We start from the raw sequence: 15,234 nt of genomic DNA, 5'->3' as shown, positions 1-15,234 counted from the left end.
TGTCGGGACTGCATCAGGGGCGACTCGCTCCCGCGATTACCCCATGTGGTTGCCGTCCTCCCCTAACGGCATCGCAATGTGCCAAAGTTGTGGTTTGTAAGAGCCACAGAGCGGAGAGGACGGCAGATGAAGACGACGATGATCGGGGTGGATCTGGCAAAGAATGTTTTCCAGCTACACGGGGCGTCGATGACAGGCGATGTGAAGTATCGCAAGAAACTGTCTCGCGGGCAGTTCTTCCGGTTCATGTCAGAGCAGCCACCGGCACTTGTTGTTATGGAAGCCTGCGGCAGCGCCCATTACTGGGCGCGCGAGTTGGTGAAGCTGGGCCATGCAGTCAAGCTGATCGCGCCGCAATATGTGCGCCCGTTCGTGAAGCGGCAGAAAAACGACGCGGCCGATGCCGAGGCAATCGTCATTGCGGCCCGTCAGCCTGAAATGCGCTTTGTCGAGCCGAAGACCGCTGATCAGCAAGCGCGGGCGGTTCTGTTTCGGGCGCGCGAGCGTATTGTTTATCAGCGAACGGAATTGGTGAACACTCTGCGCGCCGTTCTCTACGAATATGGGCAGGTCATTCCGCAGGGGATTGGTCACATCAAGCGCATTGAGGCGATTGTCGAGAAAGCTGAGATCGGCCTGCCCGAGCTTGTGCGGGAGGAATGCCGCGACCTTCTGGCTCAGATCGGCGAGAAGACGGCCCGGATCGCAGAAAAGGCCAAGAAGCTCGCGGAACTGTCTCGGCAGAGCGGAGTCGCGCGCCGGCTTCAGACCATGCCGGGTGTGGGGCCGCTGATCGCACTGGCCGTCGAAGCTTTCGCGCCAGCGATGCAGAGCTTCCGATGCGGTCGGGACTTTGCCGCTTGGCTCGGCCTGGTTCCACGACAGTTCTCTTCTGGCGGTAAGGAACGGCTCGGCCGGGTGTCGAAGGCCGGTCAGGCCGACATCAGAAGGCTCCTGATCATCGGGGCAATGACCCGCGTTAGGTGGGCGAGCCGCAAACCGCTTGTGCAAGGATCATGGCTTTCGCGGATGCTCGCTAAGAAGCCGCGCATGCTGGTGGCGATCGCACTGGCGAACAAGATGGCTCGGAAAATATGGGCCATGCTGACGAAGCAGGAAGATTATCGAGACCCGGCTCTGGCTGTGGCGGCGTGACAAGAAACCACCGCGGATAACCAGGACTGGCAAGGAGGTGTGAGAAGTCGATGACCTGAATGGGCGCATGATCGAACAGATCTGGACCGGGAAAACCAGGAATTAACTGAGGGCGTAGAGCTCGTTTGGCAGATTTGGACCCGATCCGCAGATCACCATACCGGCCAGCGGTCTCTCGAAAGTGCCGCAAATAAAGGCCTGACAGAAGACCGCACTCGATCACACGTCAAAAAAGGGTCAGACACTACTTGCGCAACGGACGGCAACCACAGAAGTTGTTTCAACGCTCGGGCGGATTTTTTCAGCTTTGTCCAGAGCGCAGAAGTGTCTATTTTTGCTCACGTTGAGGTGAGTGCCTCGTCCGCCCTAGGGCACGGCACGGGAAAGGATCAAAGGAAGACGTTATGGCGAGCGGTACGGTAAAGTGGTTCAACGCAACGAAGGGCTTCGGCTTCATCCAGCCAGACGACGGCAGCGCCGATGTTTTTGTTCACATTTCCGCGGTGGAGCGGGCAGGAATGCGTGGTCTGAACGATGGCCAGAAGATCACCTATGAACTGGTAAAGGATCGCAAGTCCGGCAAGATGTCGGCGGACAACCTCCAGGCTGGAGGCTGATTGCAATGCGTTCGGGGTGAGCCGGGTTTCACCCGGCTTTTTTTGCAGCTCGAGATATGCGATCCACCGCAGCCGCGCGGCTTGCTTTCGCTGCACCGCAACATTATCTCCCGAGTACCGAAGCGGTTCACCTCCTCCCGCGCCGGGCTTTTTGATGCGAAAGCCGAGTTGGAGAGTTTGAAAGAACAATTGGAGGCACGACAGGCAGCCGGCGCGGCGATCGGCGTTCTACGATCCCCGTCAGAACACCAAGCACGCCGCCGATAAAAGCGCCACCCCACCACAGATAACGATGTATCATGCACCAAGGGAGTGCTCGCATGACCGAAGAACGCCGGTACATGTTGCTGACGGGCGCGAGCCGCGGCATCGGCCATGCGACGGTGAAGCTCTTCCAATCGAAGGGCTGGCGTATCCTGACTGTCTCCCGTCAAGCCTTCTCGGAAGAATGCGCCTGGCCGTCTGCCCGCGAGAGCCATATCCAGGCCGATCTTGCCGACCTCTCGCAAATCGACCGCCTTGCCGCAACCGTGTGCGAGCGCCTACCGAACGGCAAGCTGCACGCGCTCGTCAACAACGCAGGAATTTCGCCTAAAGGGCCGGGCGAAAGCCGCCTGGGCGTCCAGGGCACGGATGCGGATGTCTGGACTCAGGTACTCAACGTCAATCTCGTCTCGACTGCTCTCATCGCCCGCTCGCTGATGCCGGAGCTCGTGGCGGCAAAGGGCTCGATCGTCAACGTGACCTCCATTGCCGGCTCGCGCGTGCACCCCTTTGCAGGTGTTGCCTATGCGGCCTCCAAGGCAGCGCTTGCCGCCTTGACCCGAGAGATGGCGCATGAATTCGGTCGGCGCGGTGTGCGCGCCAACGCCATTGCGCCTGGCGAAATAGAGACCTCGATCCTCTCGCCCGGTACCGATGAGTTGGTGGCGGCGGAAGTGCCCATGGGACGGCTTGGCGAACCGCGCGAAGTCGCGGAAACCATCCATTTCCTTTGCACGGAGCAATCCTCATACATCAATGGCGCGGAAATCCACATCAACGGAGGGCAGCACGTCTGACAAGTGTGATGTCAAGTTGTTGGTAGCTTAATGGGGGGCTATCCGACCGACCATCGCGGCGAGATCGAAAGCTTCATCAAACGCTGGCGACCGGAGACCGTCTGAGAAAGGACGCTGTCATGCCACCTTTATTCGGTGCGGGCGGTGGGCGTGTGCCGCTGCGCCCGGGCGAGCTCGACGAAGCGCTCCTAGATCGTGCTTCCGAAAGCAATCGTTTCGACAAACATAGAACGGCGGAATCGGACAGCCAAGCGGTCCACCGACGCGCCGAAGAGCTCGAGGCTTCTCGACGCCATCCTGCCGTCCGACCGGCGCGGCCAGCTCGCAGCGCTGCTGACCGACGACGAGCGCCTGCTGAAGGCGCAGGCCCGCACGCGCCGGGGACGGTGCGGCGAGGCTGACCACCTGGTCGATCCTCACCCGCTGGCGCGGCCTGACCGGGACTTTTGGCGCGCTGCCGCTGAAATCCACCTGCCGCTTGCGGTTCGCGCCAGTGTCCGGCCGCGGCAACGCAAGAGCAGGAAGGCAGTTACTGGCGACGTACTCGCGAACTTCTCGAAACATGCGCGACCGTCCGTCAACCTGATCCTGAAACGCCGCTGCCAGAAGGCGGGGCTCGATCCGGTGCTGTTCTCGGCGCTAAGATCCGGCTATCTGACCGAAGCGGCAAATCGCGGCATTCAGCTCACGGAACCGATGCAGCAGTCGCTGCACAAGTCGGGGACCCAGGCGGCGAGCTATTACAACAACGCTGAACGGAAGAATGGACGAGCGGCCCGGCTGATCGTCTAAGCGTCACTATGGCCCGCATCTGCTCGCTGCTCGAACGACTGCCATTCTTCCGGCTCTGCTTCCGCCTCCGAAATATCGTTCCGATCAGCGGCCAGCGCTGATCTGCCCCAGGCTTCGGCACGCTGCATCAGCGACATGTTCAGGTAAGGAATGCGTTATTCAGTTGCAAGCGTGTTTTAGATATCGAATAACGGCTCGCCAGACTCAAATCGCCACCGAAGACGAGCAACGGAGCGTCCGCATAGGGCAAATGCGCGCCAGCGGCTTCTGTGGCGGAGATGCTGGAAAAGCAGCGGTTATGGGAGCGGCAAAGCGCGTTGGGCTCGCCTGCGACGCTCGAGGGTTTCTCGGGCGAGGAGATAATCGCCCTGTCCCGTCGGCCCGCTACTGCATTCGGCTGCCGACGGTCCGGCGAACCTCGTCAAAATTGGCCGGGAAGCCGGGCTTTTCCGCTCATCCAGGACGACCGACGTAGGTGCTTCGCGCCACCGAATCCATCACTATCGATACTGGATACCTATCGATAGTGATAGACGCTCCCAGCGATCATGCCAAGTGAGGAACTCTAATTTTAAGATAGAGTTCGTTTAAGAAATCGTTTACCATGATTTCAATGCCTTACGATCTCGCAAAATTACCCATCCAGAGCCTGCTGCGGCCCATCTCGGACGCCGGCATCGCGCTCGCCCGTCTCGACGAGCGCATCAGCCGCTCGCCAGTTGGTGAGGGCTGGATCGAACGCTCGCATTTTGCCGATGCCTGCGCCTCGCTATGGATCGACGGCGAGCTCGTCCACCTCGAGGACCTGGTGCTGCATGACGCCGGCTACGACATTCGCACACCCACGCATGAACTGACCATCGCTCGCGACGTGCTGCGCAGCCGCCGGCGCCTCGCATCCCAGCCGCCCGGCTGGGCGCTCAGCCCCGACGGTCTCCGCAGCCTGCGCGGCCAGGCGTGGCCTGGAGCATTAGGTGGCGCCGACGGCGCCGGGGGGAATGTCGGGACCACGGCGGATCTTGCTGCCGTCGAAGCAGGGGAGGGGGCGGACGCATCCGAGCAAAAATCCAGTCCGTTTGACGACGAGCTCGCCGAGATCGATGCGGTGCTGGCGCGATCCGAGGCTGCCATCGAAGCAGCGAAGTCGCCTAGCCGTACCAGTGTGCGGGAAAAGGATCCGCTGGTCTATGATCTCGATTGGGACGAAGACGAGGGCCTCGAGGAGTGGGGCGGCGTGCTCCATCAGATCGGTCATCTGCCGCCGGTACTGCAGTCGATCGTTGCCCTCGACGCCTGGAACGAACTGGCAGTGCTGCAGCACGCGCCCTGGCTTGGTCGACTGCTGGCGGCGGCGATCCTGCGGGAAGCCGGCGTCACTACCGCGGCCCATCTCGCCGCTTTCAACCTAGGCCTGAGATCCATTCCCGTCGGCCGTCGCCGCCATCGCGATCGCGAGACCCGGATGCTGGCCATCGCCCACTGTTTGATCGCGACCGCAGAGCTCGGGCTGAAGGAACACGACCGGCTGGCCCTGGCGCGGCAGATGATGGAGCGCAAATTGGCCGGTCGGCGAACGTCGTCAAAGCTGCCGGAGCTGATCGAGCTGGTCATGGCAAGACCCCTTGTCTCGGCTGGCATGGTCACGAAGACGCTTGAGGTCACGCCGCAGGCGGCGCGGCGGATTGTCGGTGAACTCGGTCTGCGGGAGATGACGGGGAGGGGGAGGTTTCGAGCGTGGGGTGTAGTTTGACGGCCGTTCTCAATAAGAAAGCTCGAAAGCGCAGTCATCGGCAACAAGCATCTCGGCTTTACCGTGTGGACTTTGGATTGAGCGCCGCCTCTGCGTATGTGTTCTTTAGCGCTTGAAGCGTGGCGTCCAGCTCTCGATCAACTCCTGCTCCTCGTCCTCTTCGTCAGGCTCCAATTCCTGCCCAATCTTGGTAGAGGTTAGAATGGTCAGGACCCTTCCATAGGAACCAAGGCCAAGGGATTCTTCAATGACAGTCTCCCGTGTGGGGCCCGCCAGCCACTCTCGGACATCAATCTCATCCTTGACCCTTTCGCCGGCGGCGACCCGCCTCGGATTAGCAGCGAGCGTGGCAGTTACCGTACCTAAGGGCAACTTGATACCTTTGCGAAGCCAATCAAGTTTTGGGAGAGATTTCATGGCCTCGGACATGAAGCAGTAATCAATGACACCGCCGGTGCTCATGATGACGGCGGTAGCGGCATCGCCGACTTCTGCATACCGGATCGCGGCGGCTGTCATTGATACGACACAGAGATCGGCGACGGCTTCTATAGCTGGCAGGCCGGGCTCCCGGCGGTCGATTGCCTTGCGGAACGGCTGTTCCGGCATCAACAACCCAGCCGCGAAGTGATCGGCTTCAAGCTCGTAGGGATCATTCGTGACAAATCCGCCACGAGAAACGTGAATGCCGTTCTGAATGACCTGATCAACGTGACCCGGAAGAAAGTAATGGCCAAGCTCGTGGGCCACGCTGAATCGTTGAAAGCCTTCGCTGCGGATATGGGTCGCGTAGACAATGCCGAAATCATTACCGTGCCGCAGCAACATCCCTGATACACCATCAACTTTCTCTGACTTACCCTCCACCATGATGTCGCGGCTGGCGGCGATTGCGAAGGGATCGACCGGAAGGGACAGGAGTTCCTCCTCCTTGAGCAGAGCCTCAGCAGCTTGCCTTGCCATTTTGAGGCTGAATACCTTGCTCATTCTCGAGAGCCCTTTTTCTCCGCCGCGCGCCGCGCGAGCATCTGCAAAAAGTCTTTCGCAATTTCCCGGTCATTTCCAGTCAGCTTGCCCATGTCGCGGAACAGCGGATCGCCATCCTTTGCAAGCTCGGGTTCTTCGACTCGCCCCAGCAGGTAGTCAGTCGTAATCTCGAGTGCGTTTGCCAACCGACGCAGTGAGTCGAATGATGGCTTGCGCGTTCCCGTCTCAAAATGGGCGATCGAACTTGCCGGCATCCCCGCTTTTTTTGCGAGTTCGTCCTGATTGTAACCCCTTAGAATCCGGGCACTTTTCAACCGTTCCTGAAAAACTTGCGACGGGTTCTTTTCTTCCGACATGTCTACTCCGGCATGTAAATCTTGACGTTTTGTAAACCAAATCATATATGGTTAGACAGTTATCTCATGTCGAACACGACAAGCGCAAGAGAAAGAACCGATGGTGGCTGGTAGTCCAGATGATGTTGCAGGTACCGCGTCGCCGGACGTTCCGTCGCTTAAGCGCCCGTTTCGTGTGCTCAGCCTCGACGGCGGCGGGATGCGTGGGATTTACACCGCAGCGTTTCTCGCCAGGCTTACTGATCAGTTTGCCCGTATTCGCGGGACGAGCGCTCTGGATCTCGGCGCCGGCTTCGATCTCATCACTGGTACCAGCACCGGTTCGATCGTCGGATGCGCGCTCGCCGTCGGACGTCCGATGCAAGAGGTTGTCAGCCTCTATCGCGATCATGGGCCAAAAATCTTTCCCCATCGCATCTCCGGGAAGCGAAGCGCCCTCTTTCGTGCGGCACGCGGCAGCACCTACGTGCGCCAGGGTGATCAGGCGCTGCGCGACGCGCTGACGAGTGTCCTCGGCACCAGGACGATGCTCGATGTTTTCCAGATGCGCAATATTTCCCTATCCATCCCTGCGGTTTTGATGAGCACGCATCGGGCATGGGTTTTCAAGAAGACGCCGCGTAGCGGTGTGCGGGACGACCTTTATCCGCTCGTTGACGTCTGCATGGCGACAAGTGCCGCCCCAATCTACCGTTCGCTCGCTGCGATCGATGATCCCAATTCCGTTGGTGGGCCGAAGCAGGTTTTCGCAGACGGCGGCCTCTGGGCCAACAACCCGATCATGGTCGGTCTCGTTGATGCCTTGACTATCGCCGGGCCTGATCAGCCGATCGAAATCTACTCGCTCGGCACCTGCCCGCGTCCTGAGGGCGACCACCTCGACGAGGAAACAGCTCATCGTTCGATGTTGGATTGGTCGCTTGGTGCCGACGTCGCCCCGCTGAGCATTTCCGCTCAGGAATTTGCGTTCGACAACATGGCCCGCCTTCTCGCCAATGCGATGAGCGATTGTGGGCGTTCGATTCGGCGCGTCAGATTTCCGAACAAGGCGGTGCCCGCCAGCATGATGCCTTATCTCGCTCTGGACGATACCCGCCCCGAGGCGATGGATCGGCTCATTCATCAGGCTCACACGGATGCGGATTTGACGAAAAGTGCCTGCGACGATCGCAATAACTCCGATGGGGCAATGATCTCGCGTCTAATGAATAATCTGCCGGCCATGCCGGTATCGGGTGTGGTGTGGCCGACTGATGATGGCCAGAAAGGATAAGGCATGTTCGACTGTTCAAAAGATGTCCGGGCCTACCATGACCAGGATGTGACCCTGCCGCAGACCGAGCAGGACAAGATGCGCAACCGGCGTGATGCCAACCGGACGCGTTTGCGCAATGGCCTGCAGAAGGCAGGCAAGCCCGGCCCTCTGGAATTCGTCAAGCAGGGCAGTTACGCGATGAAGACGATGGTTCGTGACCCGGACAATGATTACGACATCGATGATGGCGTTTATTTCGCCAAGGAGGATCTTGTCGGAGAGCGTGGCGCCGAGATGACTTCTCTGCAAACTCGTTGGATGGTGCGTGATGCCGTTGACGACGGCAAATTTAACCGGGCTCCGGAAGTGCGCTCGAACTGCGTCCGCGTCTTCTATGAGGCGGGTTATCACGTCGATCTGCCCGTCTATCGTCGTGTGAAGACCCCTTCATTCTTTGGCGATGTCTACCACTACGAATTGGCTGCAAGCAGTGGCTGGAAGCGATCCGATGCTCGCGACGTTTCGGCCTGGTACAAAGACGAGCGTTCGAAATCCTCGGACGGCCGTCAGCTCCGTCGCATCAATCGCGACCTTAAAAAATTCGCGCGTAGCCGGTTCAGCTGGCGTTCATCAATCTTGAGTGGCTTCGGCATCACAGTGGTTTTGACCGAGCGCTACCAATATTCGACCCGGGAAGACAAAGCGCTCTACGATACGATGGTGTCGATCCGTAACAGGCTCGATTGGAACCTGCAGATCGGACATCCGGTGACGCCGGACAGCTACATTACCAACGGCAAAGATGACGCGCGCGCGCGTTTCTTCCGTGACAAGTTGACGGAAGCGATCGACAACCTCGCGCCGCTATTCGACTCCGACTGTACCCGTGAAAAGGCGCTCAAGTGCTGGGACAAGGTCTTTGCGACGACATTCTTCAGCGAGCGCCTGGAAGAGGAAAAGAGGGCCAGCGTCTTTGCGTCGGCCGTCGTCGGCTCCGCTGCTCTTCTCGGACAGGCAGGTTCTGTCGCCGCTGCGGTGAGCAGCGCAGGCGGCGGACGCCATGCTTGACTTTACCCCTTCTCTTCTCTGGCGGCAGGCAGCGCTTCGGCTCGAAGCACGTGTGCGGGAGCTGACTGGGCAAGCACCGGAGCGGCTGAACAGCCAAGAGATCTCGGCCTGCTATCCTAGGCGCAACTGGGCTGCCGTCTGGCGGATCAGGGTCGAATTCAGCGACCAGATGACGCGCCGGCTGGATATTGTCGCGACCGCGGATTTTCCGCGGATCCCGGTTCGAACTGCCCTGGTCGATCACCCGGTAGCGCTGACCTGGCCTCATGTCGAGGGCGACGGGATCTTATGCCTGTTGCCAAACATGTCAGAGGTTGATCCGGACGATCCGACGGCTGTTGCCGAAAATCTTTTGTTTCGATCAGTCCGATTGATCGAGGAGTTGCTGCAGGGGGACATCGTCGAGCGCGATTTCAAAGAAGAATTCCTGACTTACTGGGCTTACAAGACCCAGTTCGACGGTAGCCGCCTCCATAGCCTCGTTCGTCCAGGCCCGCCGTCGAGGACCATCTACGTCTGGAAGGGGCTGGGGACTACCGTGCTCGGTGAAAGTCGGGAAGAACTCCTGACTTGGGTCGCGCGCCGATATGGAAAGCTCGCTACGGCGACGACGGAGAAGGGAGCATTGCTATGGATGAGCGAGCCGCCGCTACCTGCGCAATACCCGGAAACGGCCGCAGACCTTTATTCCTTGGCGTCAAGGCTTGGTCCGGAAGCGCCGAAGGCGTTGGAAGAGGCCGCTAGCAGGACGCCTGACGAGATTATCGCCGTCATCGGTGCCCCAGGCCGTGGTGGCACTGGGATCGTTGCCGTTCGCGTATCGAACCCGAAACTAGTCCGTAACTGGCTTGTGCCTGTTGAAGAGCCTATCTCGATGGGGTTTCGTCCCAGCAGTACGCCCGCGAAACTAATTACTCAGCGCTTTTTTGGGAGGACACCAGTGGTCAGATCATCAGTCCAGCGCGCAGATGCTGCCTGGATTCATGGGCGGGGGCAGGACCCCCGCGCAGAACAGCTGCTTGCCTCCACCGTTGTTGTCATCGGTTGCGGTTCGGTCGGAGCGCCTGTCGCCTGCACACTGGCGCAAGCTGGTGTCGGTCGCCTCGTCCTCGTCGATCTTGAGGAGCTTAGCTGGCCGAACGTCGGGCGCCACCCCCTGGGAGCAACCGCCGTCGGCGAAAACAAGGCGACAGCGTTGGCTGAACGCCTGCAGAAGGACTATCCGCATCTGCAACTCGAGAGCCGTTCGTATGATATGGATGCCCTTCTTCGGGTGGATGGCTCCGTGCTCGCTGCGGCTGATCTTATCGTCTCGGCGACCGGCAGCTGGGCAGCCGAGCATGCGCTGAACAGCTGGCATGTCGATCAGGGAAGAAAGAAGCCCGTGCTTTATTGTTGGACCGAAGCACATGCATGCGCCGGCCATGCAGTTGCCGTTGCCAAGCATGGCGGATGTTTGCAATGCCACCTGGATCGCACAGGTACTCCGGATTTTAAGGTTGTCGACTGGCCGGACGGGCTTGATCAAAGCCGTGAAGAACCGGCCTGTGGCGCCCACTATCAACCCTATGGGCCGGTTGAACTCTCCTTTGTCACCGCGACCGCCAGCGATATGGCGCTGGACTGCCTGTTGGACGCGCCGGAAGTTTCCCTCCATCGAGTCTTTGCCGCTTCGCATTCGCGAATCCAGATGCTCGGGGGCCGCTATAGCACTCGATGGACATCGGAGTTCGGCTTGGAGGAGAGGGGTGCAAGGGTGGTCAACCGCCAGTGGGAAGATCACGGATGTGGGAAATGTCGCCGTCCGCCCGGTGACGATATGGCATCTGTCCCGAGCGTCCTATAGCGGCGATACACAGGCAAATCAACTCCTCATTTACTGCATGGTTTCTATTGTTTACAACGCAAACCTGTATTTGCAATTGAGAGAATGCTCCTCCATGTTCCTGCGCTAAGGGGGTAGCTATGAATGAGTGATCATTGTGTTTTCGTCGCCGACGACGCCGATATTCGACAAGGCGACGTCATTCGTCGCATTGAGACGGCGAATGTGGACTGGCAAACTTGGGGTTTTATCATCACAGCTGACTGCGACATCGCGCAGAGTAAAGCGGGCGACCGCTTTACATGGCTCGAAATCGTACGATCAGACCAATTCCTCGACGCCTACTGGGCGCCAGAGCAGCTACGCCGTTTGGTCGACAAACAGACAAGGCCGGCTTGTGACGGTCTCAACGGGTTGATTAAGCGCACTGGGCTGCAGCTTTCTGAAGTCGATGGGCCCGCTTTGCACGCCTGGCTTAGCGAGGCGACAGCTGATGAAATTGTCGGCGCGATCAAACCACCAAAGTCAGCGGACGCAAAGTTGCTCGCAACCTTATCAGCGTTGCGGTTGGCGCTTGGACATGACGGCGAGCGCGCCGGCATGACGTGCCTGCGCAAAGCGTGGACGTTGCTCGGCCGCGACGAGAAGGCACAACGAGCGGCTATCAGGGAAGCTTTCGATGCTGACCGCGGATTTCCGGATTTCGTATTGATCCCTGAGATCCCGGGCACCGAAGGATACGGTTTTGTCATCTTACTTCGAGCGATCTCCTCGGTATACGGCAAGGACCTGTTTAAAACTGAAGCCGACGCAAGAATAAACGGTCAACCTCACGCATTCCACCGGATCGGACGGTTCAGTGATGGGTTGCGTTTCTCCGTCGCTCAAAAACTAGCCTTCCTGTTTTCCCGCATCGGCATGTCGACTCAATTTGAGGACGCATGCGACGCGGCCACAGAACTGCTGGTCGATACAATCTACCAGAAGTAGGGGGATATAATGACATTGAGTGTACTCGTCATCGACGAAGACGCCGTCGGCATTCTGGATGCGGCCTTGATCGAGGACGCATGGTTTTCAGATTTCAACGTTCCCGCCAACGCCGTTGGCTTGCGAAGGGTAGAGATCGGCAGCGTCGTCTATCTACTATCGAAGAAGGCTGACCTCGAGAGCGGCTTGCTCGTCGTCCAAATTGGCGAGTCCGGCGTTTTCGCCAGCGTCACAAAACCTCGATCCGCGTTCGAGCGAATTGTTCGCGTTGCCCTGCGGCAGTTCAATCGAAGCATATCGTTGCCCATCCAGTGGCAACCGTATCATGAAGGGTCGCTTCTCTCAGTTTACGCAGAACCAATCAGCAGAAAAAATCAACATCGCATTTACTTCGATCAGGCGCCGGCAGGAAGTGGAAACGTATTCGCCTTCGGAGTGACCGACGGGCCGCAGGTTTTGCGGCAAGTTCCGATGGACATCGCCTCGTATGAAGCTGCGGTGGCAGGTCTGCTTGATGCGCTGACGATAGATCAGCCAACACAAGATCCGGTGGGAAATTTTGGGATTTTGCTGAGTGCGCCGCTGGGCGCCCAACTCTCCGGCTCCGGCTCGCTTGAGGAATGGTACGAACGAAAACTGAGTGAGGAGCAGCTAAAATTCGTCGATCAACCCAACGATCGACCGATACGCCTTCGAGGCGCTGCCGGTACCGGAAAAACGCAGGCCATGGCGATTAAGTGCCTGAAGGATCTTTACGCAGATGCCGATGCAGGCGGCGATAAGACTGTCGCTTTCCTAACGCATAGCTCTGCACTGGCACACGAGGTCGTGCGGGGGATGTTCTATGCTTTGGACCCGTCGGCGCGTTGGGCCCAACTGCAAACAGCAACCGGACGTCCGAAGCTGTGGATCGGTACACTTTATGAATTGGCTCAGGAGCAACTCAGCTATGAAAAGAAAGGCCTTCAGCCGCTCTCGCTCGATGGCCGAGACGGGAGAGAGTTGCAGCGGATGTTGATCCAGGACGCCGTTGAGGTGGTCAGGAAGTCGCCTCGCACGGCTCTCGGCATGTTGAGCGAATGCCAGGATATGGCCACACGTATCCAGGATGGGAATGCGCGGGCCAATCTGATCGAGGACCTGATGAACGAGTTTGCTTGTGTCCTTGATGCGGAAAATGTCCGCAAGGGGACCGCGGAAGCGGATCGATATGTCAGAGGCGCTCGCGAAGCGTGGCAGATGGCCTTACCGACGGAGCTACATCGAAAAATCGTTCTTGAAATTCACGATTCCTATCGCGATGCCCTGCGGAAAGAACGATTACTCAGCATGGATCAAATGATAGCTGATTTTGGCCGATATCTCTCCACACATGAGTGGAACCAACTGCGCGACAGAGACGGCTTCGACCTGATCTTCGTAGACGAGTACCATTATTTTACGCGTGTCGAAGCTATGACATTGCAGAACCTGTTTGCTTCTCGGGCGGAACATTCCGGCCGGTGGCCGCTTTTCATGGCTTATGACCTTAAGCAAAGCACGAATGATGCTGCGTTGGGAGGAAGACTGGAGAGGTTCCGCAACCCCGGTGTGGGTGAATCCGTTCCGGTCGAGCTAAAGCAAGTCTTCCGTTCGACGCCCCAAATAGCATCATTCCTCCGGGACCTTGATGCATCGTTTCCTGCGATGGACTTGGAAGGCGAATTTGACACCTATGCCGGTCAGTCAAGCAAAACAGACGGTGACGTTCCCTCACTCATCACCTTCGATACTGGCGTTGAGCTGATCGACGCAATCCTTGACCAAGCCGGCATTATTGCTCGCTCGATACCGGGCGGGGGCAGCCAAGTGGCCGTGTTGTGCATGAACGAAGAACTATTTGACCTTTATCGGTCCGCTGGTCGCACTCAAGGCAAATTCGTATCCGTGACCTCGCGTGAGGACTTGCGGGAACTTCGCTATGCCCGCTCTCGTTGCGTATTTAGCATGCCAGAGTATGTCGCTGGGCTGCAATTCGACACGGTGTTCCTCGTTCATGTGGATCAAACAGATCTTTCTGACGAGTATCTGAGCCAAGGCGCCCGGCGACGGTATGTTTCGAGAGCATATCTCGGAGCGAGCCGAGCAGCGCGGAAACTCGTGATAGCATGTTGTGTGGAGCGGGGTGGTCGAAGCGTTATCCTTGAATCGCCCTTGCGCAACGAAAGTCTCATAGAGACAACCGCTTGATTGTTCGATTTTTGAACTTACGGAGTACGTTCAGATGCCCGCTATGCCTGATTTGAACGCGCTCCTGAGCGGAGCGATTGGCGAAGGGCAGCGGCCGGATTTCAAGAGCGAAATCAACCTAGATGATAAGGAAAGCAAGGCCTCCATCGTCGATGATGTTGTCGCATTTCTGAATGCCGACGGAGGTCAAATCCTTGTCGGCGTACATGAAGATCGCAAAAGTGAAACGGTGCGGTTGAACCCTTTAACTGGCAATGTCGACAGCTTTTGCCTGCGATTGCAGGACACGCTCAAATCCAACATCGCACCTGGCCCAGCCCAGTTGACGGTGGATGCGCTGCCGGTCGACGGCGGCTTCATCCTTTGCATAGATCTCGGCGTCAATACCAATAAACCCTATTGCAACAAGATCACTGGCCGATACCTTCAGCGTCGCGGTCGCAAGAACGAGCCCCTGTTGCCCGGTGAACTACGGGCATTGCAGGAAACGAGATCTACGCTGTTGGATCGGCTTGGTGTTCTCTCCAAGGAACATCGTGAAAACCTTAAGACAGACGGCCTGCTGACCCTCGACTGCCCGGAGCTTCATATCTCGTTGCTGCCACTCGAGCACTTCAATCCGCAGTTTCCGGGATTTGAAAGCAGACAGGGACGATATGGGCGGAAAGGGTTTGTTGCTCCGCACGGACCCTTCAAGGCTTTCGAACGTGTTGCAGGCGGCCACGAAGTTTTCTCAGTCGATATGCATGGCAACCCTATCTCTCGCTTCTTCGTCGGCGACGATTGGCTAATTCACTCCGTGATCTGCCATCCGATCCCGTTCGAAAAAGGGGAGGGGAGAGTCAATTTCAAAAAGATGGAGGCTGAGATCGGTACACATCTGCTGAATGTGCGCGACTTCCTCAACAATGAAAGCCTTCATGGCCCATTTGCCGTCGAGGCAAGCGTCGTCAACCTACATAGCCGCGATCATTTTATGACGTTGTTTCCGCGGACGAAAACAATAACGATGGGACGTCCCACCTTCGCAGAGACGTTCGAGCCTGACCGTATGACGCAATCGCTTCTCGACCGTATTCTACAGTCGTCAACCTACGCCTGAAGGCGCCGCGCATGAAGCTTTTCCACGTGTTCCAACGGATGATTATC

The 15,234-nt window shown here is 58.2% G+C and carries 12 protein-coding genes and 1 pseudogene; 11 read left to right on the top strand and 2 right to left on the bottom strand.

The features are described 5' to 3' along the window. Positions 1-126: 126 nt before the first annotated feature. From ILFOPFJJ_RS32800 to ILFOPFJJ_RS32780, 5 genes and pseudogenes are all read left to right on the top strand, one after another. The gene (locus ILFOPFJJ_RS32800) at positions 127-1,155 is read left to right on the top strand and encodes an IS110 family RNA-guided transposase (RefSeq protein ID WP_173514614.1); all 1,029 of its coding nucleotides are present in this window, start codon (positions 127-129) and stop codon (positions 1,153-1,155) included. Positions 1,156-1,559: 404 nt separating this feature from the next. Beyond that, positions 1,560-1,772: a cold-shock protein gene (locus tag ILFOPFJJ_RS32795; RefSeq protein WP_173514613.1), complete on the top strand. Its 213-nt coding sequence runs from the start codon at positions 1,560-1,562 to the stop codon at positions 1,770-1,772. Positions 1,773-2,092: 320 nt separating this feature from the next. Further along, a complete protein-coding gene (locus ILFOPFJJ_RS32790; protein WP_173514612.1) occupies positions 2,093-2,833 on the top strand; it encodes an SDR family NAD(P)-dependent oxidoreductase in 741 nt (246 codons plus the stop codon). Positions 2,834-2,952: 119 nt separating this feature from the next. Further along, a pseudogene (locus ILFOPFJJ_RS36680) lies at positions 2,953-3,625 on the top strand (site-specific integrase). 604 nt (positions 3,626-4,229) lie between these two features. Then, a complete protein-coding gene (locus ILFOPFJJ_RS32780) occupies positions 4,230-5,375 on the top strand; it encodes an RHE_PE00001 family protein (protein WP_173514611.1) in 1,146 nt (381 codons plus the stop codon). A gap of 105 nt (positions 5,376-5,480) precedes the next feature. Here ILFOPFJJ_RS32780 and ILFOPFJJ_RS32775 read toward each other — a convergent pair whose 3' ends face one another. Further along, on the bottom strand, positions 5,481-6,362 hold the full coding sequence (locus tag ILFOPFJJ_RS32775) for an ImmA/IrrE family metallo-endopeptidase (RefSeq protein ID WP_173514610.1): 882 nt from the start codon (positions 6,360-6,362) through the stop codon (positions 5,481-5,483). Next, complete coding sequence (locus tag ILFOPFJJ_RS32770; protein WP_173514609.1) at positions 6,359-6,718, bottom strand: helix-turn-helix domain-containing protein; 360 nt, start codon at positions 6,716-6,718, stop codon at positions 6,359-6,361. Before ILFOPFJJ_RS32770 ends, ILFOPFJJ_RS32775 begins: the two co-directional genes overlap by 4 nt. A 100-nt stretch (positions 6,719-6,818) precedes the next feature. Here ILFOPFJJ_RS32770 and ILFOPFJJ_RS32765 point away from each other — a divergent pair, with 100 nt between their 5' ends. From ILFOPFJJ_RS32765 to ILFOPFJJ_RS32740, 6 genes are all read left to right on the top strand, one after another. After that, positions 6,819-7,991 (top strand): patatin-like phospholipase family protein, encoded by a 1,173-nt coding sequence (locus tag ILFOPFJJ_RS32765; RefSeq protein ID WP_173514608.1) that lies wholly within the window; start codon positions 6,819-6,821, stop codon positions 7,989-7,991. Between the two features lie 3 nt (positions 7,992-7,994). After that, positions 7,995-9,041, top strand: coding sequence for a cyclic GMP-AMP synthase DncV-like nucleotidyltransferase (locus ILFOPFJJ_RS32760; protein WP_173514607.1), 1,047 nt, complete (start codon positions 7,995-7,997; stop codon positions 9,039-9,041). Continuing rightward, positions 9,034-10,887: a ThiF family adenylyltransferase gene (locus ILFOPFJJ_RS32755; RefSeq protein ID WP_173514606.1), complete on the top strand. Its 1,854-nt coding sequence runs from the start codon at positions 9,034-9,036 to the stop codon at positions 10,885-10,887. Before ILFOPFJJ_RS32760 ends, ILFOPFJJ_RS32755 begins: the two co-directional genes overlap by 8 nt. A gap of 123 nt (positions 10,888-11,010) precedes the next feature. Continuing rightward, complete coding sequence (locus ILFOPFJJ_RS32750; protein WP_173514605.1) at positions 11,011-11,856, top strand: hypothetical protein; 846 nt, start codon at positions 11,011-11,013, stop codon at positions 11,854-11,856. Positions 11,857-11,865: 9 nt separating this feature from the next. Further along, positions 11,866-14,085 (top strand): UvrD-helicase domain-containing protein, encoded by a 2,220-nt coding sequence (locus tag ILFOPFJJ_RS32745; RefSeq protein ID WP_173514604.1) that lies wholly within the window; start codon positions 11,866-11,868, stop codon positions 14,083-14,085. Between the two features lie 34 nt (positions 14,086-14,119). Further along, positions 14,120-15,187 carry an AlbA family DNA-binding domain-containing protein gene (locus tag ILFOPFJJ_RS32740; protein WP_173514603.1) on the top strand — a complete coding sequence of 356 codons (1,068 nt, stop codon included), beginning with the start codon at positions 14,120-14,122 and terminating at the stop codon, positions 15,185-15,187. Positions 15,188-15,234 lie beyond the last annotated feature (47 nt).

The organism is Sinorhizobium psoraleae (genome assembly GCF_013283645.1).
GTDB lineage: Bacteria > Pseudomonadota > Alphaproteobacteria > Rhizobiales > Rhizobiaceae > Sinorhizobium > Sinorhizobium psoraleae.
Note: the sequence above shows the minus strand (reverse complement) of the source record. Positions and strands in the feature narration are given on the sequence as shown.